The sequence below is a fragment of the Paraburkholderia caffeinilytica genome (genome assembly GCF_046030355.1).
GTDB lineage: Bacteria > Pseudomonadota > Gammaproteobacteria > Burkholderiales > Burkholderiaceae > Paraburkholderia > Paraburkholderia caffeinilytica_B.
On record NZ_JAQQCQ010000012.1, the window covers coordinates 104,206 to 127,882 of the forward strand.

Annotated in this window: 25 protein-coding genes and 1 riboswitch; of the genes, 9 read left to right on the top strand and 16 right to left on the bottom strand. The window is 61.9% G+C overall.

Translation table 11 applies throughout. From position 1 onward, the window contains the following. Window positions 1-53: 53 nt before the first annotated feature. Together PQQ95_RS19350 and PQQ95_RS19355 are read right to left on the bottom strand one after the other, a co-directional pair. Window positions 54-341 (bottom strand): hypothetical protein, encoded by a 288-nt coding sequence (locus PQQ95_RS19350; protein ID WP_408439339.1) that lies wholly within the window; start codon window positions 339-341, stop codon window positions 54-56. Between the two features lie 51 nt (window positions 342-392). Further along, window positions 393-809, bottom strand: a complete 417-nt coding sequence (locus PQQ95_RS19355) for a MarR family winged helix-turn-helix transcriptional regulator (protein ID WP_408439342.1) — start codon at window positions 807-809, stop codon at window positions 393-395. Window positions 810-983: 174 nt separating this feature from the next. On the opposite strand from PQQ95_RS19355, the gene PQQ95_RS19360 reads away from it, so the two are divergent. The 4 genes from PQQ95_RS19360 to PQQ95_RS19375 all read left to right on the top strand — a co-directional run bounded on the left by PQQ95_RS19360 (window position 984) and on the right by PQQ95_RS19375 (window position 4,891). Then, complete coding sequence (locus PQQ95_RS19360) at window positions 984-1,322, top strand: DUF2628 domain-containing protein (RefSeq protein ID WP_408439345.1); 339 nt, start codon at window positions 984-986, stop codon at window positions 1,320-1,322. A 79-nt stretch (window positions 1,323-1,401) separates the two neighbouring features. After that, window positions 1,402-2,721 carry a sugar efflux transporter gene (locus PQQ95_RS19365; RefSeq protein ID WP_408439346.1) on the top strand — a complete coding sequence of 440 codons (1,320 nt, stop codon included), beginning with the start codon at window positions 1,402-1,404 and terminating at the stop codon, window positions 2,719-2,721. A 352-nt stretch (window positions 2,722-3,073) separates the two neighbouring features. Further along, a complete protein-coding gene (gene gnd, locus PQQ95_RS19370; RefSeq protein ID WP_494471480.1) occupies window positions 3,074-4,171 on the top strand; it encodes a phosphogluconate dehydrogenase (NAD(+)-dependent, decarboxylating) in 1,098 nt (365 codons plus the stop codon). A gap of 15 nt (window positions 4,172-4,186) precedes the next feature. After that, window positions 4,187-4,891: an HAD family hydrolase gene (locus tag PQQ95_RS19375; RefSeq protein WP_408439351.1), complete on the top strand. Its 705-nt coding sequence runs from the start codon at window positions 4,187-4,189 to the stop codon at window positions 4,889-4,891. A gap of 34 nt (window positions 4,892-4,925) precedes the next feature. Here the strand turns inward: PQQ95_RS19375 and PQQ95_RS19380 are convergent, their stop codons facing one another. Next, window positions 4,926-5,051 carry a hypothetical protein gene (locus PQQ95_RS19380; RefSeq protein ID WP_408439354.1) on the bottom strand — a complete coding sequence of 42 codons (126 nt, stop codon included), beginning with the start codon at window positions 5,049-5,051 and terminating at the stop codon, window positions 4,926-4,928. A gap of 292 nt (window positions 5,052-5,343) precedes the next feature. Here PQQ95_RS19380 and PQQ95_RS19385 point away from each other — a divergent pair, with 292 nt between their 5' ends. The 3 genes from PQQ95_RS19385 (at window position 5,344) to PQQ95_RS19395 (ending at window position 9,446) form a co-directional block, all read left to right on the top strand. Beyond that, complete coding sequence (locus tag PQQ95_RS19385) at window positions 5,344-5,550, top strand: hypothetical protein (RefSeq protein ID WP_408439355.1); 207 nt, start codon at window positions 5,344-5,346, stop codon at window positions 5,548-5,550. A gap of 311 nt (window positions 5,551-5,861) precedes the next feature. Continuing rightward, entirely contained in the window at window positions 5,862-8,255 is a 2,394-nt protein-coding gene (locus PQQ95_RS19390) for a phosphoketolase family protein (protein WP_408439358.1), read from the top strand. A gap of 12 nt (window positions 8,256-8,267) precedes the next feature. Then, window positions 8,268-9,446 (top strand): acetate/propionate family kinase, encoded by a 1,179-nt coding sequence (locus PQQ95_RS19395; RefSeq protein WP_408439361.1) that lies wholly within the window; start codon window positions 8,268-8,270, stop codon window positions 9,444-9,446. 2 nt (window positions 9,447-9,448) lie between these two features. Here PQQ95_RS19395 and PQQ95_RS19400 read toward each other — a convergent pair whose 3' ends face one another. Further along, window positions 9,449-9,670, bottom strand: a complete 222-nt coding sequence (locus PQQ95_RS19400) for a BON domain-containing protein (protein ID WP_408439364.1) — start codon at window positions 9,668-9,670, stop codon at window positions 9,449-9,451. Between the two features lie 252 nt (window positions 9,671-9,922). Continuing rightward, window positions 9,923-11,134, bottom strand: coding sequence for a D-amino acid dehydrogenase (locus tag PQQ95_RS19405; protein ID WP_408439367.1), 1,212 nt, complete (start codon window positions 11,132-11,134; stop codon window positions 9,923-9,925). A gap of 172 nt (window positions 11,135-11,306) precedes the next feature. Then, window positions 11,307-11,401: riboswitch (glycine riboswitch) on the bottom strand. 232 nt (window positions 11,402-11,633) lie between these two features. Between PQQ95_RS19405 and PQQ95_RS19410 the strand changes: the two genes are divergently transcribed. Further along, the gene (locus tag PQQ95_RS19410; protein ID WP_408439370.1) at window positions 11,634-12,266 is read left to right on the top strand and encodes a LysE family translocator; all 633 of its coding nucleotides are present in this window, start codon (window positions 11,634-11,636) and stop codon (window positions 12,264-12,266) included. 106 nt (window positions 12,267-12,372) lie between these two features. Here the strand turns inward: PQQ95_RS19410 and PQQ95_RS19415 are convergent, their stop codons facing one another. Beyond that, window positions 12,373-12,906 carry a GNAT family N-acetyltransferase gene (locus tag PQQ95_RS19415; protein WP_408439373.1) on the bottom strand — a complete coding sequence of 178 codons (534 nt, stop codon included), beginning with the start codon at window positions 12,904-12,906 and terminating at the stop codon, window positions 12,373-12,375. A 12-nt stretch (window positions 12,907-12,918) separates the two neighbouring features. Further along, window positions 12,919-13,491 carry a helix-turn-helix domain-containing protein gene (locus tag PQQ95_RS19420; RefSeq protein WP_408439375.1) on the bottom strand — a complete coding sequence of 191 codons (573 nt, stop codon included), beginning with the start codon at window positions 13,489-13,491 and terminating at the stop codon, window positions 12,919-12,921. A 223-nt stretch (window positions 13,492-13,714) separates the two neighbouring features. Between PQQ95_RS19420 and PQQ95_RS19425 the strand changes: the two genes are divergently transcribed. Next, entirely contained in the window at window positions 13,715-14,419 is a 705-nt protein-coding gene (locus tag PQQ95_RS19425) for a YceH family protein (RefSeq protein WP_408439376.1), read from the top strand. A 54-nt stretch (window positions 14,420-14,473) separates the two neighbouring features. Here the strand turns inward: PQQ95_RS19425 and PQQ95_RS19430 are convergent, their stop codons facing one another. The 9 genes from PQQ95_RS19430 to PQQ95_RS19470 all read right to left on the bottom strand — a co-directional run bounded on the left by PQQ95_RS19430 (window position 14,474) and on the right by PQQ95_RS19470 (window position 23,627). After that, the gene (locus PQQ95_RS19430) at window positions 14,474-15,271 is read right to left on the bottom strand and encodes a MipA/OmpV family protein (RefSeq protein WP_408439572.1); all 798 of its coding nucleotides are present in this window, start codon (window positions 15,269-15,271) and stop codon (window positions 14,474-14,476) included. An 80-nt stretch (window positions 15,272-15,351) separates the two neighbouring features. After that, window positions 15,352-16,236 (bottom strand): alpha/beta hydrolase, encoded by an 885-nt coding sequence (locus PQQ95_RS19435; RefSeq protein WP_408439378.1) that lies wholly within the window; start codon window positions 16,234-16,236, stop codon window positions 15,352-15,354. A gap of 3 nt (window positions 16,237-16,239) precedes the next feature. Continuing rightward, entirely contained in the window at window positions 16,240-17,010 is a 771-nt protein-coding gene (locus PQQ95_RS19440) for a DUF4118 domain-containing protein (protein ID WP_408439381.1), read from the bottom strand. A gap of 215 nt (window positions 17,011-17,225) precedes the next feature. Continuing rightward, on the bottom strand, window positions 17,226-17,744 hold the full coding sequence (locus PQQ95_RS19445) for an SLATT domain-containing protein (RefSeq protein WP_408439575.1): 519 nt from the start codon (window positions 17,742-17,744) through the stop codon (window positions 17,226-17,228). A gap of 157 nt (window positions 17,745-17,901) precedes the next feature. Then, entirely contained in the window at window positions 17,902-19,173 is a 1,272-nt protein-coding gene (locus tag PQQ95_RS19450; protein ID WP_408439383.1) for an acyl-CoA dehydrogenase family protein, read from the bottom strand. 123 nt (window positions 19,174-19,296) lie between these two features. Next, window positions 19,297-20,202, bottom strand: a complete 906-nt coding sequence (locus PQQ95_RS19455; protein WP_408439386.1) for an ABC transporter permease — start codon at window positions 20,200-20,202, stop codon at window positions 19,297-19,299. A gap of 2 nt (window positions 20,203-20,204) precedes the next feature. After that, window positions 20,205-21,119, bottom strand: a complete 915-nt coding sequence (locus tag PQQ95_RS19460; protein ID WP_408439389.1) for an ABC transporter permease — start codon at window positions 21,117-21,119, stop codon at window positions 20,205-20,207. Window positions 21,120-21,223: 104 nt separating this feature from the next. Beyond that, a complete protein-coding gene (locus PQQ95_RS19465) occupies window positions 21,224-22,519 on the bottom strand; it encodes an ABC transporter substrate-binding protein (protein WP_408439391.1) in 1,296 nt (431 codons plus the stop codon). Between the two features lie 49 nt (window positions 22,520-22,568). Beyond that, complete coding sequence (locus tag PQQ95_RS19470; protein ID WP_408439577.1) at window positions 22,569-23,627, bottom strand: ABC transporter ATP-binding protein; 1,059 nt, start codon at window positions 23,625-23,627, stop codon at window positions 22,569-22,571. Window positions 23,628-23,677 lie beyond the last annotated feature (50 nt).

Genomic DNA, 23,677 nt, shown 5'->3' on the forward strand with positions numbered 1-23,677 from the left:
GTTGTCTGTACGCGGGCAAGCTGCACAACGCAGCGCGGAGCGCAAAGCTCTCACTACCGCGCGCATTGCGTAACCGCCAGAGCCAACGCATCCTGACCGGCAGGGTTCTGGAAAAAGTCTTCGACGCTGACGTGCTGTTCCTCAGCCAGGGCCTGTAAGCAGCGTTCGTTGTTGCTGCGTACGGCAGCGGGCGCGCAGGCAATCGCGATGCCGAGCAGGACACAGAGCGCAATCCCGATCACGCCGCCAAAAACCCAATTCGCCGACCATCGCGTGTAGCTGGAAAAAACCCGCACGCCCTTACGGGACGCTGCACACCGTTGGCTCGCCAGATCATTCATTCACGTCTCCCGTTATAGTTAGCAAGACAATCATTGATTTAAAAAAAAGTCTCATTCAAGGGCTTTTCGCACGCCGTGCATCGACGTCACAGCCGCCTCGAATAACTCCGGCCCAATCTTTGCCCGCAGATTTCTCGCTATCTGCGCGCTGGCCTCGTTGATCGGTCGTTCCAGCGCCTTGCCGGCCCGCGTGGCATACACACGCCATTCCCGTCCATCCGTCTCGCCCTGGCGGCGTTCGATCAAACCCTTGTCGCTGAGGTTATCGATCAGCCGCGTGGCAGTGGGGCGTGCAATGCCCAACAGATCCGCCACCTGACTGCTCAGGCAGCCGGGCGTGGCCAGGATGACGCGCAGCACAAAACCTTGGGGCGGCGTCAGGCCGAATTCGGCGTAGACAGCACCCCATTCGCGCTCGGCCAGCCGGGCCAACGCGGATGAATTGAAGTAAAGGCAATGATCGAACATGGACTGTATTGAAGCGCAATATGATTAGCAAGGCAACTAAAATTTGAGGCATCGCGCCTGGCGCTACAGGCGGCGAGTCCACACGCAAATTTCACACAAACTCATATTTTTACCGGCGTGTCATGTTAAACGTCATGATTCGCTCTCAAGGCATCACCGCGTTCAGGAAAGGACATGGCAGAAAAGATCTACCTGCGTCACCCCGGCAAGGATGAAACCGTCGCTGTCGCCACTGGATTCAGCTGGGGCGCATTGCTATTGGGCTTCGTCTGGGCCCTGTCGAAGAGAATGTGGTTTGCCACCTTCATCATGCTGGCCGTCAACACGGTGCTGTTTTTCTCGGGCTTGTGGGGCGAAACGATCGGCACGATCGGACTCGTGTTGTCCGTTTTATTCGGTATTGCCTGTGGTGTTTATGGCAACCAGTGGCACCGGTGGACGCTCGAGCAGCGCGGATACGTCGTCGTGACGCAGGAAGGCACAGGTTTACGCGCCTGCAAGCCAGGCCGATAATGCCACGGTCGTTCCGGCCACGATGTCTGCGGCGCACATCGCGCGTCGCAGGCGCGCTTTCCCTGACCTACCGCCTCCCGTGCTGAAAACCGCCCGTTTTTTCGATCTGCTACGCATCCCTGGCTTCAAGCCGCTGGCCGCCGCCACCCTCATGCTCGGTGTGGCAATGTCGTTCACCGCGCCGTATCTATCGTTGTTCGGTGTAGAACGTGCCGGCATGACACCGCTCAAGCTCGGTATCTTCATGACGTTGATCGCCGCGAGCGGGGTGCTGGCGAGCACCTTCGCCGGCCGTTGGAGCGATACCAGCGGACGGCATCGGCCGTTGCTGCTGGCGGCACTGGTGGCCGCTGCACTCGGTTATCTCTGTCTATGCGTGGTGCGTGACTACCGGCTGTTACTGGCGGTCGGCATTGTTTTCATCGGCGCGGGCGGTTCGGCCATCTCGATGGTGTTCTCGTTCAGCCGCGCGGCGCTGCCGGTGCCGGACCCCGCGGAACGCGCGTTTGCCAGCGCCACCTTGCGGACGATCCTATCGGCGGCGTGGGTGTTCGGTCCGTCGGTGGGCGCATTGGTGCTGGCCGGCACCGGTTTCTATGGGCTTTTCCTGTTCGCGGCGGCAAGTTTCGCAGCCTGCGCAACCATCGTCTGGCGCATGCGGGAGCCGCAAGGCCATCTGGGCGACCACACGGTGGAAGACACCGCCTCGGAACCGTCCGCCTCGATCACCGTGCCGCCGCTGACCACGCCGGGCGAAGAGGCGCACGAGGAGTTGCCGGGCGTCGCCTCGCAGAACGATATCCGCCGGGCCGTGGCCGCGCTTACCCTGCTCGGTCTCGCCGCGAATGCCACCATGATCGTGCTGCCGCTCTACATCGTGCATGGTCTGAACGGCACGCATCTCGACGTGTCGGTCATGCTCGGCCTCGGCGCCCTGATGGAGATTCCGATGATGCTCGCGCTCGGCGCGAAGTCGTCGACGCTGCACAAGCCGAACTGGCTGGCGGCCTGCGCGGCGGTTCACGCGGTGTATTTCGTCGCGATGTCGCTGGCGGGAAGCGTCCACGTGCTGATTCCGATGCAGATGCTCAACGCGTTCGTGGTGGCGGTGACCTCGTGTCTCGGCATGGTCTACGTGCAGGATCTGATGCCGCATGCGCCGGGCCGTGCGACCGCGCTCTTCTTCAACGCGGCGCGGGTCGGCTCGATTCTCTCCGGGGTGTTGTCGGGTTTGCTGGTCCAGGCATTCAGCTATCGCGGCACGTTCCTGTTCTGCGGATTGCTGGCGCTTTGCGCGCTGGTGCTGTTTGCGGTGCCGGGCTATCGTTATCCGCTCATGTGGCGCGCGGTGCGCCGTTTTGCGCGCAAGCGATACGAGGAGATCCGAGCACGGCGGTAATAGCGTAGCGTTCGCCGCTCGCACGCGGCATGTTTCCTGCGCCACCCAAACTGATCTCGTGCCTCAAAGGCAGTCGCAACCGCGAGAGTGGTCCGCTTTATCGTGTGCCAGAAGTGTAATAAGGCAGTCAGCCAAATCGAAGCCTGCGCATTGGCTGCGCAGTTTGTATCGACACATATCCGGAACTTAAGGCGGCGCAAAACCTCTGCAAAGAAGCGTATCGTCGTTTGATGCAGGCGGGAATGCCCGATTCACTGCATGGACGATGCGAGGCTGTTACCGTGTGTCCGTCGGATCACGCAAAACACAACTACAGTTAGGAAGTCACCATGCCGCCTGCGAAGCGCGCGGCATGGCCGCAGTACACCGAGCCAGATCGAGCAGCGCAACGAGACACTTTCCGGAGCGAGATATGCAACTGGGCATGATTGGATTGGGACGCATGGGCGCGGACATGGTGCGGCGCCTGACGAAGGGCGGTCAGCAATGTATCGCTTACGACGTTCAACCGGCTGCGGTGGACAAGCTGAAACAGGAAGGTGTCGCGGGTGCCGCGTCGCTCGAAGACCTGGTCGCGCAACTGCAGAAGCCGCGCGCGGTATGGCTGATGGTGCCGGCCGCGGTGGTCGACAAGACGCTCGAGAACCTCGTGCCCTTGCTGGAGCCCGGCGACATGGTGATCGACGGCGGCAACTCCTATTACCACGACGACATTCGCCGCGGCGCCGAGCTGGCCCAGCGCGGACTTCACTATGTGGATGTGGGCACGAGCGGTGGCGTCGCGGGACGTGAGCGCGGCTACTGTCTGATGATCGGCGGCGAGACCGAGGTCGTGAAACGCCTCGAACCGATTTTCTCGACGCTGGCGCCAGGTGCGGGCGCGGTGCCGGCCACGCCGGGGCGCGCGGCCGGCGTCGGCACGGCCGATCAGGGCTTCCTGCATTGCGGTCCGCAGGGCGCGGGGCACTTCGTGAAGATGGTTCACAACGGAATCGAATACGGCATGATGGCCGCGTATGCCGAAGGCCTGAACATTCTGCGCCACGCCGACGCCGGCAAACACGCGCGCGAAGCCGATGCCGAAACGTCGCCGCTGCGCCGTCCCGAGCTTTACCAATACGAACTGAATCTCGCCGACGTCACCGAGGTCTGGCGGCGCGGCAGCGTGATCGGTTCGTGGCTGCTCGACCTGATCGCAGGATCGCTCGTCAGCGACGCCGATCTGCAAAGCTACGCAGGACGCGTATCGGACTCGGGTGAAGGCCGCTGGACCGTGGCCGCTGCGATCGACGAAGGCGTGCCGACGCCCGTGCTGAGCGCGGCGCTGTTCGCGCGCTTCAGCTCACGGGGCGACGCGGATTTTGCGAACCGGGTGTTGTCGGCCATGCGGCACGACTTCGGCGGTCACGTCGAGAAAGCGGCCACGCCGGCCGATGGACACAAGAACTAAGTCATGGGAGCCGCCATGCAAACCTCCAATAGCGCGCCGCACGACGTCGTCTTTCTATTCGATTGCGATAACACGTTGCTGGACAACGATCACGTCATAGCGGATTTACGCGCGCAGATGAAGCGGGAATTCGGCGAGCAGAACTGTGTGCGGTACTGGGAAATTTTCGAAGACCTGCGGACAACGCTGGGCTACGCCGATTACCTGGGCGCATTGCAGCGGTACCGGCTGGAGAACCCACGGGACACGCGTTTGTTGTTGATGTCGGCGTTTCTGATCGACTATCCGTTTGCGAATCGCCTGTATCCGGGGTCGCTGGATGCGATCAAACATGTGTCGCAGCGGGGGCCCGCAGTGATTCTGTCCGATGGCGATGTGGTGTTCCAGCCGCGCAAGATCGCCCGTTCGGGCTTATGGGAAGCGGTCGAGGGGCGGGTTCTGATTTACATCCATAAGGAGCAGATGCTCGATCAGGTGATGGAGTGCTATCCGGCCCGGCACTATGTGATGGTGGATGACAAATTGCGGATTCTGTCCGCCATGAAGAAAGTCTGGGGAGAGACGCTCACCACGGTTTTTCCTCGCCAGGGGCATTACGCTTTCGATGCCAAGGAGATTTCCAGCAATCCGCCCGCGGATGTGACGATCGAGAGGATTGGCGAGTTGGCCGATATCGACGTCGACCTGCTTCTGAGCAGCGGGAAGGCAGGGCGCGCTTAGGTTTTCCGCCGTTCGGCGCCCGGCCGGTGGCCCGCTAGCCCAGGCCCAGCAGTTTGATCAGCAAGCCGAACACGCCCACCAGAACAGCGACGCCGGCGCACAGCAGCACAAGCGAGAGAAGGAGAATCAGGGGGCCTTTGAGGCGGCTGGGTGTCGGCATGGTGGCTGTTCAGATAATGGGCGAGCAGGAGAGGATGCGCCAAATGCGGTCCGCCGTCGCGCATGTAGCGTGAAGAGCTTAATCGTATTCACTTAATGCTCACTTAAAGTCTAGCGCAAGACCGGCAGTTTCCGACGCGCCAACGAGCCGCCAGCCGGACAGTTCGACAGCGTGCAGACACAGCGGCCAATTAAGCGCATGATCCTTGCTTCACGCGCGTCGTTGCGAAGTTTGCTCGAAAGGATTGGCAAGAAACGCTGATTCGTCTCATATCCTCGAAAAGGGAGGCACCATGTCACCAATACCTGCTCCGCGACGTTCGCCGTCGCCGTTACGCCAATCCGATTCCCCTGGTGCTGTGCGCGACCGGCGCGCCGAACTCGGCCGTGCCGATGAAGCGCGCGCCGAGCAACGCGAACGCGACGACGCGCGCAACGATCCGAATGCCAGCAAATGGCGCTACCAGCCGCCACAACGGAGTGAGAAAGAGCAGGCGTAAAGCCTTCAGCTGAACACCCGCGCACGAACGGATAAACCATCGAACGGGCGCTAGTCAGCGTTCGGGCCGGCAACCGGACCGGCCATTTCCTTATCCACGCTTTCCGCGCCTACACGAAAGCGACGCACGCACGTCGCATGATCAAGCTTTGGACGATCGCGCCGAACCATGACGCGCACTTCCTGTCACACCGCTGACGATCGCCGCTCCGATCCCCGGAAGCCTTGCGTAAAAGACCCAAAGACCCCGATACCTTTAGTCGCTGCAACACCCGCTAACCTGCCTGACAGTCCTTTTCGAGGAGTGACGCCATGGCCGAAGCAACTTCCCGTCCCACCCCGCCGGCAACACTGGAACCCGAAACGTTGCGCAAGATGGACCGCTACTGGCGTGCCTGCAACTACCTCTCGGCCGGCATGATCTACCTGCGCGACAACCCGCTGTTGCGCGAACCGCTCAAACCCGAACACATCAAGAATCGCCTGCTGGGCCATTGGGGCTCGGACCCGGGGCAAAGCTTCCTGCTGGTGCATCTGAACCGGCTGATCAAAAAGCTCGATCTGAACGTGATCTATCTCGCCGGACCGGGCCATGGCGCGCCTGCCACGCTGGCGCATTGTTACCTCGAGGGCCATTACTCGGAAATTTATCCTGACCGAAGCGAGGACGAAGCCGGCATGCGGCGCTTCTTCCGGCAGTTCTCGTTTCCCGGCGGCATCGGCTCCCATTGCACTCCCGAAACGCCGGGCTCGATTCATGAGGGCGGCGAACTCGGCTACAGCCTCTCGCACGGCTACGGCGCCGCGTTCGACAACCCCGACCTGATCGTCGCGGTGATGATCGGCGACGGTGAGGCGGAAACCGGTCCGCTCGCCACCTCATGGCACTCGAACAAATTCCTCAACCCGATTCGCGATGGCGCGGTGCTGCCGGTTCTGCATCTGAATGGCTACAAGATCGCCAATCCGACGATCCTCGCACGGATTCCCCGCGAGGAACTCGAAGCCTTGCTGACCGGCTACGGCCACAAGCCGTATTTCGTCGAAGGCGACGATCCGGACATCATGCATCAGCAAATGGCCGCTACGCTCGAACAATGCGTCGGCGAAATCCGCGCAATCCAGCAGCATGCACGCGAAGCCAATGACGCCACGCGGCCGCGCTGGCCGATGATCGTGCTGCGCTCGCCGAAAGGCTGGACCGGGCCGAAGGAAGTAGACGGCCATCAGGTGGAAGGCTCGTGGCGCGCGCACCAGGTGCCGGTGCTCGATCCGGTCACCAATAGCAGGAGCCTGAAACTCGTCGAGGGCTGGCTGCGCAGCTATGAACCGGAAACGCTATTCGACGAAGCCGGGCGTCTGGTCGAAGAACTGCGCGAACTGGCGCCCGAAGGCACGCGCCGCATCAGCGCCAATCCGCATGCGAATGGCGGCATGCTGTGCAAAACGCTCGACATGCCGGCGTTTCGCGACTATGCGGTGGCGGTGAAAAAGCCGGGGGGCTCGTACACGTCGCCCACTGAAGTGCTCGGCACGTTTCTACGCGACGTGATGCGCAACAACATGACGAACTTCCGCGTGTTCGGCCCCGACGAAACCGCGAGCAACAAGCTGACGGCCATCTACGAAGCCTCCGAAAAAACCTGGCTGGCCGAAACCATGGCCAGCGACGCCGACGGTGGCGAACTCGCGGTGGACGGCCGCGTGATGGAGATGCTGAGCGAGCACACGCTCGAAGGCTGGTTTGAAGGTTATGTGCTGACCGGCCGCCATGGCCTGTTCGCCACCTACGAAGCATTCGTCCATGTGATCGATTCGATGTTCAACCAGCACGCCAAGTGGCTGGAGAAAGCGAAGCGCGATCTCGGCTGGCGGCAGCCGGTGCCGTCGATCAACCTGTTGATCACGTCGCTGGTATGGCGCCAGGATCACAACGGCTTCACGCACCAGGACCCGGGATTTCTCGATGTCGTGACCAACAAGAGCCCGGACGTGGTGCGTATTTACCTGCCGCCGGACGCGAACTGTTTGCTGAGCGTCGCCGATCATTGTTTGCGTTCGCGCGACTACGTCAACGTGGTCGTGGCCGACAAGCAGCCGCATCTGCAGTATCTCGACATGGATTCGGCCGTCACGCATTGCACCAAGGGCATCGGCATCTGGGATTGGGCATCGACGGATAAGGGCGTCGAGCCGGACGTGGTGATGGCTTGCGCGGGCGACATCCCGACGATGGAAGCGCTTGCCGCCGTGCAGATTCTGAAGGAGCGCTTTCCCGAGTTGAAGATCCGCTTCGTCAACGTGGTCGATCTGTTCCGTCTGATGCCTGAACATGCGCATCCGCACGGCTTGTCCGATCGCGATTTCGATTCGTTGTTCACCACCAGCACGCCGGTGATTTTCAACTTCCATTCGTATGCGTCGCTGGTGCATAAGCTGACGTACAACCGCACCAATCACGACAATCTGCATGTGCACGGCTATCACGAGAAAGGCAACATCAATACGCCGCTCGAACTGGCGATCATCAACCAGGTCGATCGTTTTTCGCTGGCTATCGACGTGATCGATCGCGTGCCGGCGCTACGCGGCGTCGGCGATCATGCGAAAGAGTGGTTGCGTGGGCAGATCATCGAGCATCTTGCTTATGCGCATGCCGAAGGCATCGACAAGGAAGAGATCCGCAACTGGACGTGGAAGGGCTGAGCGGAGTGTGCCATGGCGATTGATGAGAAGACCGGCGACCCGGCGCAGGCACCGACGATCCTGGTGTTGAACAGCGGTTCGTCGTCGCTGAAATTCGGACTCTTTGCGCATGCCGCGCACACGGGCGGCGACGAAACGTTGCTGCTGGAGGGCAGCGCCGAAGGTATTGGGCGAGGCGACGGCAGTTTGCGCATCAAGTCGCCCGACGGGCGCGTGCTGGTGCAGGAGAACAATGTGCTGGAGTCGCAGACCGATGCGTTGCAGAAACTGTCGCGCGTCCTCGCGGAGCAGAAGCACGGGCGGCCTGCGGCGGTGGGGCATCGGGTGGTGCATGGCGGCCCGCATCTGCGCACGCATCAGCGCTTGACCCCTGAAGTCCAACAGCGCCTGCGGGACGCCGTTCACTTTGCGCCTTTGCATATTCCGCCGGCACTCGCCTTGATCGACGAGGCCATGAAGATTTTCGACGACGCGGCGCATTTCGCCTGCTTCGATACGGCGTTTCATTCCACGCTGCCGGCGCGCGCGGCGCAGCTTGCGTTGCCGCGCCGGTATGTAGACGCCGGCGTGATTCGCTACGGTTTTCACGGGCTCTCTTATGAGTCGCTGGTGGTGCAGCTGGGTGTCGACTTACCGCCGCGCGCGGTGTTCGCGCATCTGGGCAACGGGTCGAGTTTATGTGCGTTGCAGGACGGCAAATCCGTCGATACGTCGATGGGCCTGACACCCACTGGCGGCGTGCCGATGGGCACGCGCAGCGGCGACCTCGACCCGGGCGTGCTGCTGTATCTGATGCGCGTGGAAAAGCTCGATGCCGATGCGCTCGAAACGCTGTTAAACCGCCAGAGCGGTCTGGCCGGTTATGCCGACGGCGAGAGCGATATGCAGGCGCTCGAAAAGCGCGCCGCGGCGGGCGATGAGAATGCATTGCTGGCGCTGGATGCGTTTGCTACCGCCGTGCGCAAGACGATTGGCGCCTATGCGGCTTTGCTGGGCGGAATCGATTTGCTGGTGTTCACGGGCGGGATCGGCGAACACAGTCAGGAGATTCGCAGGCGAGTGTGCGAGGGGCTTGCGTTTCTGGGGCTATCGGAAGGAAATTCGGCGGGGAAGGTGAGAGCGATTCATACCGAGGAGGAGAAGCAGATCGCGAGGCATTGCCGAAGGTTGTTGCGAGCGGAAGCAGGCTAGGGTTATGTCGCTTTGATGGTGGCGTGATCAGAGACGCCGGTGACGCCGAACAGGCGCGAGACGTCTTCCAGTGCGGCGATTCGTTGCTGGGGGTGTTGAAGTACGCCTAGCAAGGTGATGCGTCCGCGTGAGACTTTGACGTGCAGGCTGTTGGGGGGAACGGCGGCGTCCCATGCGAGACGCCTCGCCGCTTCCGCGGCGATTTGTTCATCAGTGAAGCGCATGCCTGGTTTGCTGGGCGTGGCGGAGCGAGATCTGGTCATGATAATTCCCTCGAGCATGAACACCGATTGAACAACATTAGCAGATGCCGCGGGTTTTGCCTTTGGGGACGCTCGCTCCAGACTACTAGTCAGATCAGGTTCCTGCTCGTACGCATCATCGCGAAAGCGCGGCGGCCGGTCCGGCGAACCACCGCAAGGGCGCACGCAGCGCCGCCGGAAGTCTGGCAGTAAGCGCCGCGCGCGCAACCAGCGCTATTGAATCGCCCCCGCCAAAACCTGCGCCGTCGCTGCCGACAACGTCCACCCTAAATGCCCATGCCCGGTGTTATAAAAAACGCCGCGTCGTTTCCCGCGGCCCACCTTGGGCAGCATGCTCGGCAACATCGGCCGCAATCCTGCCCACGGAATCACCTTCGAAGTCGACACTTCAGGAAAATACCGTCGGGTCCAGTCGACCAAAGGCGCAATCCGGTCCGAGCGGATATCGCGGTTAAACCCATTGATCTCTGCGGTGCCGGCAACCCGGAACCGATCCACGCCGAGCCGGCTCGTCACGATCTTCGCGCTATCGTCGAGCAGACTCACCCAGGGCGCGTTCTGCTGACTCACTGCATCGTCGAGGCAAACGGTGATCGAGTATCCCTTAACCGGGTACACGTTCACGTGATCGCCGAGCATCGCCGCGAAGTCACGGCTCTTCACCCCGGCGCACACCACGATCCGCTCGAAAGCAAACCGTTGCGACTCACCGTCCAGATTGACCATCAACGAGAATTGCCCCTCGGCCGGCTGCTCGATCGACGTAATCTCCGCGTCATAGTGAAACGCCACACCGTGTCGCTCGCAAGCCTGCGCCAACCCGCGGGTGAACTTGTGAATATCGCCGGTGGAATCGGACGGCGTAAAAAATCCACCGAAAAAATCGCCGTGCAGCGTGGGCTCGATCGCATGCAATTCGCTGGATGTCACCGGATTCCGTTCCAGTCCACCTTCGCGCAGCAATTCATTCACCTTGCTGGCCGCATCGAATTCCTTGCGCGTCTTGTAGATATGCAAAATGCCGCGCTGCTCCAGATCGAAGTCGATCCCTTCGCGCTCGGCGACCGCAAACAGATGCTCGCGCGCTGCAATCGCGAGCCGCACCGTTTCGACGGTGTTCGCGCGATAGTGCGGAATCTGCCGCAAAAATTCGCCCATCCACGAATACTTGTGCCACGTGGGCATGGGATTGAGCAGCAGCGGGGCGTCGCGCGTGAGCATCCAGCGCAGGCCCTTCAGCACGGTGGCCGCACTGTTCCAGACTTCGGCGTTGCTGGCGGACAACTGGCCGCCGTTAGCGAACGAGGTCTCCATCGCCGCATAGCGATGACGTTCGAACACGGTGACGTGGTGGCCGCATTGTGCGAGGGCGTGAGCAGTCGTAACGCCGGTAATGCCGGCGCCGATAATGGCGATTCGTGACATGACATGGTCCAGAGTAGTTGAGCATCACCGGTGTCGATTTCGTGTCGAAACCGGCGTCGATGCCCCATCTGTCCATGTACCTGAGAGTTTCTTCCCGTGAGCCTGCGCGCGGTGCAGGCGGCAGGCAGGGAATCCCCTTCGGTGGGCGCGCACGGCGCCGCTCTCCAGATGTTCCAGCTGCGCGGTCCTTTTGCCTGAGAGTTTCCGGGGCGGTTGCTCCGTCGGCGTCGTCACAATGCTTTTGACGATCTCTCCCGCGCTGCATTGCAGAACGGCATGACAATACCGGGCAAAAATCTTCGCCGCAAGTGTTTCCTGTTATGCAATGCGTCATCGGCACGCTACGGGGCCCTGTGCGGCGGCGCGTTCGACCCCTTGCGCGATCAAAGTGTTTCTAGCGCCTACCCGGGCTTTTTATGTGGGATTGAAGGGCTGAAGCGGCCACATCGGCTATATTTGGCGGCGCTGCCTGCCTTAAATTTCCCCACAGGAGAACGCCGTGCCCACCGCCACAACGCTGCTCGCTTTTGCCCTGGTTTCGCTCGGTATGGTGCTCACGCCCGGTCCGAACATGATCTATCTGATCTCGCGATCGCTCTGCCAGGGGCGGCGCGCAGGGCTGGTGTCGCTCGGCGGTGTCGCGCTCGGCTACGTGTTCTACATGTTTTGCGCGGCGTTCGGCATCACGGCGTTGCTGTTGACGGTGCCCTATGCGTACGACGCATTGCGTTTCGGCGGTGCGCTTTATCTGCTGTATCTGGCATGGCAAGCGATCAAGCCGGGTGGCCGCTCGCCGTTCCAGGTGCGTGACCTGCCGCACGACAGCCGCCGCAAACTGTTCACCATGGGCCTCGTCACGAACCTCGCCAATCCGAAGATCGCGGTGATGTATCTGTCGCTGCTGCCGCAATTCATTTCACCGGCGCACGGCAGCGTGCTCACGCAGTCGATCGCGCTGGGCTGCGTGCAGATCGTCATCGCCGTCACGATCAATGCGCTGATTGCGAGCATGGCGGGGTCGATCGCCACGTTTCTCGCCGGGCGGCCCGTGTGGCTGCTGCTGCAACGCTGGCTGATGGGCACCGTGCTCGCCGGTCTGGCCGTGCGCATTGCGCTCGATTCACGCCGTTAAATCGCGCATTACAGACTCGCCTGAGTCTGTGCCAAGTTTGCTCGCCGTTGTGTATCGGTGTCAGTATTGGCCGCCGTGCATGTGCATCACGGGTGGCCTGCTCGCGTCACGCCCGTAGCATCTTGTACATGATGGTGGTCGAATCAAGCCGCTCCTCCAGCGTGTCGCGACAAAACTGCGGGATCACCCCGGCCGTCTGGTAACCCAGCGCGGCGTAGAGCGGCTCGGCTTTGTCGCCGGTGCGCGTATCGAGCGTCAGCAGGCTGCGCTGCAACTGATGCGCACGATGTTCCAGTTCCGTCATCAGCGCTTTGGCGATACCCTGCCGGCGGAACGCGGGGTGGACCAGCAGCTTGCGCACCTCGGCACGATGGCGCTGATTCGGCATGGTGTCGTAGTCCAGTTGCACGGTGCCGGCGATCGACTCGCCATGGCGAGCGACCAACAGCACCAGCGCGCCCGCGTGCAATGACGGCAGCACTTTGCCGCTCCAGAACGCCTCACTCTCTTCGCCGCTATACGGCAGGACGAATCCGACGCTCGCGCCGTCATGGACGCAGGCCCGCAGCAGCGCGCCGAGTTCGGATAGATGGCGAACGAGATCGTCGGCGGAAAAGGGGGTGAGGGTGGTCGCGCTCATGGTGCCTCGGACTCAGACGATGAAGAGAAGGTAGCGCGCCGCGCTATGCGCGGGCGTGACGAAAGCACTGGGGCCGAATAGCTGGTAGCGCAGGCAGTCGCCGGGCTGCAGATCGTGGCTTCGGCCGTCGACGGTGATCTGCAGTTGTCCTTCGAGCAGAATCAGATGATGTTCGAGGCCGGCTCTCGGCGATGCGTCGTAGGTGATGCGTGCGCCGGCATCGAGTTCGCATTCCAGCGCCTCGCCGCTCAGCGCCTGGGCCGGTGGCGACACCGAGCGGCGCCGGAAGCCGACGCTCGCGTCGATCCAGACCGGCTGTGCCGCACGCGGCACCAGCGGCGCGAAATCTTCTTCGACCATATGCATGAGGCGCGACATCGGCAGGCCGTAGGCGACGCAGAGCTTGCCCAGCACGCTCGCCGTGGGGCTGACGGCCGCGTTCTCGAGGCGCGAGAGCGTAGCGCGGCTGACGTTGCTCAGCTTTGCAAGATCGTCCAGCGACCAGTTGCGCTCGGCGCGCAAACCTCGCAGGCGTTGCGCGATACGGCGGTCGATGGCGTTGTCGTCAGAGTGTGGTGTTTCCATATTCGGGAAATTATCTCGAATATGGGAATGCGTCAACGAAACAAAAATGCGTCGACGCGGAGGCGGACGCCTTCGACACGCGTTCCGCCGCGGCGGAGATTCATACACCGCGAGCGGCCGGGCCGTTTATCATAGTGGCCACAAACTAAAACCTGCCGCCCGGCTGTGCAACGGTAAGGCACACCATTCACGAGACCTGGCGGCGCATGCCGCGACATCTTCTATGAACTCCACTTCCGACGCTGTTTCCCGTCCTTCCATCCGCGCCTTGACCTTGCTTGAAGGGCGCGTGCTCGGCGTGCTCGTCGAAAAGCAGCACACCGTCCCGGACAGTTATCCGCTTTCGCTGAACGCACTGACCTTGGGTTGCAATCAGAAGACCGGCCGCGCCCCCGTGATGAATGCGACCGAAGCCGAAGTGCTGACCGCCGTCGACGGATTGAAGCGCTTGAGTCTGGTGATGGAAGGCAGCAGCAGCCGCGTGCCGCGCTTCGAGCACAACATGAATCGGGTGCTGGGGTTGCCGAGCCAGTCGACCGCGTTGTTGACCACGTTGTTGCTGCGCGGCCCGCAAACCGCAGCCGAGTTACGCCTGAACAGCGCGCGTCTGCATGGATTTGCCGACATCTCGTCGGTCGAGGCGTTTCTCGACGAACTGGCCGCCAACGATCCGCCGCGGGTGGCGAAGCTGGCCCGCACGCCGGGCGAGCGCGAAAATCGCTGGACGCATCTGCTATGCGGCGAAGTCAGCGCAAGCGATCTTGCGCAGCCAGGCGGAGACGACGAGGTCGTGCCTTTGTCGGCGTTCGAGGCAGTCAAAGCTGAACAGAAGCGGCTTGCCGACGAAGTGAGCCGGCTTCAGGCCGTGGTGCGGCGCATGGCTGCGGAGTTGGGAATCGACGTTGAAGAACTGGGTACGGGCGATTGAAACGTGAGTGGCTGGCGGTTTCTCGCACGCTGCGAGCGCGCGAGAAACCAGAAACTAGAACTTGTAGTTCACCGAAGCGAGCGTATTGAGCTCGAATCTTTTTTCGGTAATCGGGCTATTCGCCGCGTCGTGTTCCAGTCGCCCGAACGTCGCGGAAACCGACCCGTTCCAGTGCTTCGAAAAATCGTAAGTCACCATGGCGTTCATGTGGACATCCCGCACGCCTGCGCTGGTGCCATACGTGGGCAATCCTGACGCCGCACTCTGCTGTCCGGACACGCCGAAGAACGTCTGCGTATACGTCCCGTTCGCCCACGTGAAGCCCGGGCCTACCGAGAACAACCAGCCGCCCACCGGCGCGGACGCCACGAAATCCGTGCTGACCGTCGTTCCCTGATGATGCCCGGCGATATCCTGGTACAACGCCACCGACCCGGTAAACGCCCACCACGTGTAGTCAGCGAAGAGCTTCAGTTTCGGCCCGCCATTCACATTGCCAAGTCCATGCAGCCGTGGGTCGTCGGACTCCTTGCGCATCTGGAAATCGAAACTCAATGCAGCGCCTACGTGATACGCAGGACCGCGCAGCACGTTGACGCCGAGCACGTCTGGGCCTTGCGAGAAAATCCGGTCGTCGTATGAAATGTCCAGCGCAGGGAACGGGAATACGCTCAACTGGCGGGACCCCGGGTATTTGGGCGTAATTACGACGCCAGGGCCCACGCCGATTTTCCATTTGCTGTCGGCGGCCGCACCGGTGCTCGCGTCCGGCGTCGCGTTCGGACTGGCATCGTCCGCGTAGGCGACGTCCGTGAGGCAAAAACCGAGCGCGGCGGCGAGCAGCAGCGACATGCGGGCGGGTTTGCGGAACCTGAGCGTGGTAAGCTGCGAAGCCCGCGTGAGTGTGCCGAACCTCGGCGCGGTATCGCCCGTCATGCACGCTCCTTGCCGAGCGCCGCGAGTTGCCTGAGGCGCCGCGCCAGAGCCTTCGAGACAACCTGTTGTTTGCCGTCGTCGCCGCTATGGACGGCTTCGCTCTCGCGCAGGAATAGGGCGGTTTCGCGCGCGACGATTTCGCGCTCGTTGTCCGACGTAATCATGTGATACGAATCATCCAGCCAGATTGTGCGTAAGAAAGCCGCGCCGATATTCGCGGCCACAAAGCGGGCATTGCGGGGGCTCGACGTCTCATCGTCGATCGCATGGACGATCAGGCAATCGGTCTTGATGTCGCGTACCTGCGCGCGCACGCTCGCGGCAAGGCGGCTCGCCTGGTGCAAAGCAGGCAGCGAGATCGTCGACGGACCGACTTCACTGAAGTCGCTGCGTTGCATCGCGCGGGCGATCTTGGCTCGCAGCGCTTCGTTGCGCAGGCCGAACGGCGCTTCCTCGCGGTAGCGCCAGCGTTTGCGCATCGGCGTGAAGTACGCCCAGTTGAGCAGGAAGCGATACCAAGGGATCGCCCAGCCGTCGTAGGAGAGCGTTAGCGACAACAACACGAGCGACTGCGCCTGGGGCCGGCGATGCGCCAGCGCCAAGGCCAAGGCCGCGCCGATCGACAACCCGCAGATCGAGACACGGGCAAAGCGCGCGGCCAGCGCGTCGTACTCGCGCACGGCGGCCTCGAGCCACACTTCCATCGCCGCTTCTTGCGAGCCTGCGCTGTAGCCCGGCAGGACCGGCGCGCAGGTGGTGAAGCCTTCGGCATTCAGATAGCGGGCGAGAAACCGTAATTCGAGCGGCGAACTCGACAGGCCGTGCAACATCAGCACGGCATGATCGTCGCCGGCCAGGAAGAGACTGGTGGGTTGGCTCATGGCTCAGTCTCCGATCCGCAGCACGAGAAATTCGCCTGCATGGGTGGTGAACCGTTCGCAAACGCACTCGGTCAGCCTCGACGGGCCATCGCCGATTTTCAGGTGCACGCGATGATTGCCGGGCCACAGTGCCTTGCTGAGCCGCTGGATGTCGTCGGGATCGACATCGGCAAAGCGCGGACCCGGTGCAATTTCATTGGGCAGACGTGGCAGCACGCCGTGCGGCTTGACGTCGTCCGCCGGTTGCAGCGCGTTGCGCTCGAGCGCCTGAATGAAAATGAAGGTCTTGTGGTGATGCGACAGATGGCGCAACAGCCGGTGCGTTTCGTCGACGGCGCGGCGTGCCAGCATGCGTTCGTTGTCGTGACGCAGCAGCATTTCATAGCGCGACTGCGCGACCGAGGCGATCAGTTCCGCGCGAAACTGCGCGCGGCGCAGGCGTTCGATCAGAATGATGATGAGCAGCGTCACCAACGGATAGGAGACCAGCAGGACGATGTCGGCGCGATCGAATACGGCGATGTCGGCGTAGGGCGGGACGAACAGATAATCGGCAATACCCAGCCCGAGCACCATGACTGTAAGCGCCGGCGCCAGCCCGCAGAAATACTCGACCAGGGCCGCCGCGATACAGAACGCGGTGCCCGGCATGATCGGTCCCAGCAGCGGATGGAGCGACATGCGTACGCCGCTGGCGATTGCCAATGCGGCGGCCGCGGTGAGCCAGGCGCGTGTTCCCCGTGGTGCCCAACGACGGGCGTTTTGGACTTCCATGATATTTTTTTAGGGAGCGATTGCGCTTCCCGATTGAGTGTGGCATTGCGCCATAAAGCGCAGGCCGGACGATACCATAATCGGGCGCGCGCAAAGACGCGGAAAGACGTAAATGCCGGAAGGCCGGGCGGCCCCGCATGCTTTGATACCGATAGCCGACGGGGGCGCGTGAAACAGGGCCTGGCGTGCGGGCACGTCAGGCGAGTGGCGGCCGTTCAGGCGTCGCGACTTCGGCGTGGCTCGGCGGAGAGGGTCCGCTGGGTGCGATAGAAGATGCGCGGCGGCACATTCGGCGAATCCTCGGCGAGCCGGTCGAGTTCATCGCGGATCGCGGTGAGATAGTGGCCGTCGCGTGCATCGGCGTCACCGGCGAAGATCGCTTCCAGCCTGCGCCGCACCGCGCCATAGCGCGCCCCCGCCGCGCGATGCTTTTCGGCCCGCTCCGCGTATCTGAAGAAAGTTTGCAGCGCGGCGGAGACCGCGGCGGTAACGCTCACGAAGCCCACAAAGATTCTGAGCGCCGGCGAGACGGCAGTCGAACTCAATGACGCAAACACCGCCGTGCCCACAAAGGCCGTCAATGCGGTAACCAGCCAACCCACGCTGCGGTCCCGCGTCGACAGCAAATCGGCCATATCGTAATGGCTCATCTGGGATTCACGCGCGCGCCGGATCCACTTCAGCAGAAGCTGGTCTTCGTCGACCGGAGGCTCGTACGCGGTCAGGTTCTTCAGGTCGTTCATCTGGGCTGTCCCGTGTCGCAATCTCGTGCTGCAATCCCGTACCGCAAGCGTGGTGCATGCGCCTGGCGATACTGTGCCACATGACTGCAACGCGTTGAAAGCCGCGGACCGCGCCCGGATCAACCGGGCAGCCGACGTACCCGTGGAATCACGCCGTGGAGACTTCCGGATTCCGCGCCACGCCGAACCTTTCGTTATGCGCATTCCCGTTCAGATAGAAGTCGCCGATCGCGGCTTCGCGGATGATCGCCGGATTGTGCGATGCCAGCACGCGTGCATTGCGCCAGTAGCGATCGAAGCGGCGTGTCTCGCTGGTCGCCGATGCGCCGCCCACTTCGAACAGCAAGGTCGCTGCCTGCAGGGTGTGTTCGATGACGATTTGCTGCGCCTGGAAAGTCTGGATGTCGAGGCGCACGTAGGTCTGTTCGTCGGTACGGCCTGCCTGCCGCGCGACTGACACATCGTCGATCGCACTGGCCAGCGCGGCGCTGATGCTCTGCGCCGAGTAAGCAAGACTCGCGAGCCGGCCGACGACACGATGGACCAAGGGATTGTCGCGGGGGCTCGATTCACCCGGAATGCCGAAGGTTCTCGTTTTACCTTGCGTAAACGCCACCGCATCGCGCAGCGCCGCGCGGCTGATACCCGCCAGGTTGGCGACATGCAGGGCCTGATAGTACGCGGTGAGCAGGCTGTTACGGCGTGGTTCGGAGGCGTTGTAGCGGCGGTACAGATTATCGAGCGAAACCGGTACGTGCTCGAAGCGCGCCGTGCCGCTGCCGGTCAGACGCTGTCCGAAACCATCCCAATCGTCGATGCGGGCGAGGCCTGGCGTGTCGGTCTTGACCAGTACGCGGACGTCACTCTCGCCGTCGTGCGCTGTGACGTCGACCCAGTCGGCGTAGAGCGTGCCGGTAGTGTAGTACTTCTCGCCGTCGAGATGCCACGCGCCGTCGGTTTGTGTGAGACGGACGCTGTTATTGGTGACGCCAGTGCGTTCGGAAACCGCGCCGCCGATGATCTGACCTTGTGCAATACGCGTGAACCATCGGTCGCGCAGCGTTTCATCGCCGTTTTCCAGCAGCGATTCGATAAATCCGCCATGTACGCGCAGGATTTGCGGAAGGTTCGAATCGGCTTCGCCGAGACGCGTGACCAGGGCGAAGAACGCTTTCAGCGTGATGCCTTCGCCACCGTAGCGCTTTGGCACGCGCAGTCTGGTGTATCCGGCTTCGCGCAGCCACTCCACCGGCGCGTAGGCCAGTTCCCGATTCTGTTCGCGTTCCACGGCGCCTTCGGCGATGCGGGCAAATACTGGGGCGAAACGCTGGGTGAGTTCGTCTTCACCGAACGGTTCTGCTGCGTCTGCGGTGGTTTGGGTTGTTCGGTTAGGGATTGGATGCGATTCAGATGCTGGCATGAGTTCTCCGAAGCGGGGCGGGCGCCGGGCGCAATCTGAGAACGGTACGGGAGCGCCAGAGCGCTAGCAACCAAGTATTTGGTCGATTCTTAGCAGGCGTAGTGAAATGGCACAACCAGACCTTTACCTCATTCCACTACCGGCCCGCCGGCGCCCCAGTCCCCGCACTGCGAGCAAACACAAAATCATCACGGTAAGCGATAAAACCGTGGTCATCGTCCCAAGCGCGTAAATCACAGGCGTCGTCACCGACGTGGTAAGGCCCTGCAATTCGAGTGGCAAGGTATTCTGATCTCCAATTGCCTGCGAGGTGCGCGCGATCTCATCCCATGAAAGCGTGAATCCGAACATCGCGACGCCGACCACCGAAGGTCCGATGATCGGCAAAACAACATGCCGGAAGCTCTGCCACGGCGTGGCGCCCAGGTCCCGCGACGCCTCTTCATAAGCAGGATTGAAACGGTTGAAAACTGCGAACATGACAAGCAGACCGAACGGCAGCGTCCACGTCAGATGCGCGCCGAGCGCCGACGTGAACAAGCCCATCGACGTCGTATAGGTATCGGAAAAGGACGGATATCCCCACGCGGACGCGAGATACTTCACACCGTTGTCGAGCAACCGGAACGTCAGTCCGATGCCCAGCGAAACGATAATGGACGGCATGATCAGACTGGCAATCGATACATAAAAGACAGCCGTATCCCCGCGAAACCGCCGGCGAAAAGCCAATCCGGCCGCCACGGAGAACAGCACCGTCAACGCGGTCACCACCAGCGCGAGCCGCACCGATCGCCCAAAAGCGGCCCAGATATCGACGTCGCCGACGCCGTCGCGCAGCACGGCGAACCAATGCAACGACACGCCTCGCATCGGAAACGTCAGGCCGCCCTCGGGTCCCTGAAACGAAAGAATGAAAATCGTAATGACGGGCCCATACAGGAACAGCACGAACAAACCGAACAGCAGCGCGAGCCAGTAGAAGCTGGCCGGCCGACGCTCCCGGTGTTTGACACGAATACGCGGCATGTTCACAGCTCCTTGCGGATATCGACCACCCGCGTCAAACCCCACACGATCATCAACACCACGGCCAGCAGAATGATCGCGTTGGCTGCCGCCGCGGGAAATTGCAGGTAGCCGGTCTGCACCTGAATGATCTTGCCGACCGACGCGATCTGCTGGCCGCCCATCACGCCGACGGTCAGGAAATCGCCCATGACGATCGTGATCACGAAGATCGAGCCGATCACGATGCCGGTCTTCGACAGCGGCAGCACCACGTCGCGAATCACTTGCCAGCCGCTCGCGCCGGCATCGCGCGCCGCTTCGAGCAATGAGCGGTCGATACGCATCATTGCGTTGAAAATCGGCACGATCATGAAGAAGGTATAGAGATGCACGAACGCCAGCACGACCGAGAAGTTCGAATACAGCAGCCATTCGAGCGGTTGATCGATCAGATGCGCGCCCAGCAGCGCCTGATTGACGAGTCCGTTACGGCCGAGCAACGGCATCCACGAGATCATGCGGATCACGTTCGAGGTCCAGAACGGAATCGTGCAGACGAGGAACAGGATCGTCTGCATGCTCGTCGTGCGCACGTGGAACGCGAGGAAGTAGGCGATCGAAAAACCCAGCAGCAAGGTGACGGCCCATACGATCGCGCAGAACTTGAGCGTCGACCCGTACGTCTTGAAGGTCACGCAGACGTCCGTCATCGACGAACAGCCATTGAAAATCGCCACGTAGTTTTTCAGCGTGAAAGCCGGGATGATCTGGTATTCGTTGAAGTCCCAGAAACTGACGATCAACGTGATGAGCAGCGGCACGATGAAAAAAAGCAGGAACGTGAGCGAAAGCGGTGTCGCCTGCAACCAGGCCGGCGCGCGCCGGTGCTTGACGGGTTCATCCTGCGCGTGAGAGGGAAGGTCGATCGTTGCCATGGTTGGATATCGGTGGAAGCAACTGCGCGACGCCGCGAACGGCCGCGTCATCGGAGAACGGCCGGCCTGTTATGCACCGGCAGCCAGGCATGCGATTTATCCGCTCAAGCCGCGATGAACTCGTTCCATTTCTGAACCATGTAGATGTTTTCATCCATCACCGCGTTCCAGCAGGCAATCGCGCCCATGCGCTGGTTGTACGAACCGCCGTCGCGCACGGTGCCGGCTTTTTCGAGCAACTGGTCATCGGGTGCCTTGATGTCCTGCGCCGCAGCTTTACCTTCGATCCAGTAGTCCCATTCATAAGGCTGCATGTGCGTCTTCGCTGTTTCGAGCACGCCGGAGTAGTAGCCTTGACGCATCAGGTAGGCGCCGGCCCAGCCGTCCTGGAACCAGTTGACGAACTCGTATGCGGCGTCGAGTTTCTTGCCCTGCAGCGAGCGCGGAAAGCCGAAGCCCGACGCCCACGAGCGATAGCCTTCCTTGAGCGGCTGGAACTTGCAGGCGATACCCATGGTGCGCACTTTGGTCACGGCCGGCGACCACATCGACTGGATCACCACCTCGCCCGACGCCATCAGGTTGACGCTTTCGTTGAAGTCCTTCCAGAACGCACGGAACTGGCCAGCGTGCTTGGCTTCGATCAGGATCTTGATGGTCTGGTCGATCTCGGCCTTGGTCATGTTGCCTTTGTCGCCGTATTTCATGTGACCCATCGCCTCGATTGCCATCGCCGAATCCATGATGCCGATCGCGGGAATGTTCACCAACGCCGCCTTGCCTTTGAATTGCGGATTGAGCAGTTCGGCCCAGCTGTCGATTGGCCGCTTGATGAGATCGGGACGGATGCCGAGCGTATCGGCGTTGTACGTGGTGGGGATCAGCGTCATCCATTCGGTCGGCGTTGCGGAGAATTCCGTGGAGCGCGGGCCGGTCAGAAACATCACCTTCTTCGGCGCGGTGCCCTGATCGCCGATCTTTTTGCCGTTCACTTCACCGCGCGTCAGCACCGGCGTGATCTTGTCGGCGAGCTTGATGCGCTTCGCGTCCATGCCTGCGAGCGTCCCGGCTGGGATCAGCTTTTTGAGCGCGAAATATTCGGTGTCGACAATGTCGAACGAGTTGGGCTGCGTAATGATGCGCTTGGCCACATCGTCGGTCGTCACCGGCACGTATTGAATGTCGATGCCCGTGTCTTCCTTGAATTTCTTCGCGATGTCGGCGCTCTGATTCACCGCTGTGCCAAGGTAGCGCAACGTGATCTTCTCCTGCGCATGCACGTACGGAAAACCGGCAATGCCGGCCGCCGCCACGGCGCCCTTGATGAACGTGCGGCGCGACAGGCCTTTTTCCTTCAGATCGGATGCGGCGGCTGCCGGGCTCTCGTTCGCTTCACTCATTGCTTTCTCCTCAGTTGATGTTCGTTTTCGTGTCCCGCTACGCACACGCTCAGGCCGCCAGCGGATGCGCGTCCCGCTCGTTCCACCAGACCACCACGCGTGCGTCGGGGCCAAGCTGCGCCGGGTCGTAATCGCTGTCGCTCACGAGCGAAATCAGTTCAGGCGAGCCGTCGAGCGGATCGAGTGTCATGCGTAAATGAGTGCCCTGGTATTCCGCTTCGCGTACCTTGCAGGGCACGCCGCCGATCCGGGTCAGACCGTGCTCGCCGTTTGCCGTCTGGACGGGCGTGACGCCGTGCGGCACCACCCGCAGATGATCGGCGCGCACGGTAAACGCGCGGCCATTCGTGTTGAATACGTTGTGACCGCCAAGAAAACGCGCGACGAATTCAGTACGCGGGCGGTTGAAGACTTCGTGCGGCGTGCCGCTTTGTTCGATCCGCCCGTGGCTCATCACGACCACCAGATCGGCAAGCGCCATTGCCTCTTCCTGCGAATGCGTGACATGCACGAACGTGATGCCGAGTTCTTTCTGCCAGCGCTTGAGTTCCGCACGCATCTGCACACGCAGGAAGGGATCGAGCGCGGACAGCGGTTCATCGAGCAATAGACAGCCGGGTTGATTCAGCAACGCCCGCGCGAGCGCCACACGCTGCTGTTGACCGCCAGACAGTTGCGCCGGCTTGCGTTCGGCATACGCGGACATCGCGACCAGTTCCAGCAGTTCACCGGCACGTTTGCGGCGCACCTCCTTCGCGATGCCGCGCATCTTCAGACTGAACGCGACGTTATCGAGCGCGCTCAGATGGGGGAATAGCGCATAGTTCTGAAACACCATCGCCGTGCCGCGGGCAGCCGGTTCCTCGCGCGTGACATTGCGGCCCGCGATCAGAATGTCACCCTCGGTGACCGATTCATGCCCGGCGATCATGCGCAAGGTCGAGGTCTTGCCGCATCCCGACGGCCCGAGCAGGCAGCAGTATTGACCGCCGGCAATGCGCAGATCGATGGCGTCGACGGCAAGCGAATCGCCGTATTGCTTCGACACGTGTACCAGTTCGATGTCGGCAGCTTGGGTTTCGAGCACCGTTGAAGCAGGCTGGATCATGAAGTGAATGTCCTCGTGAACGGCGAAGAGCGGGCACACGCAAAACCACA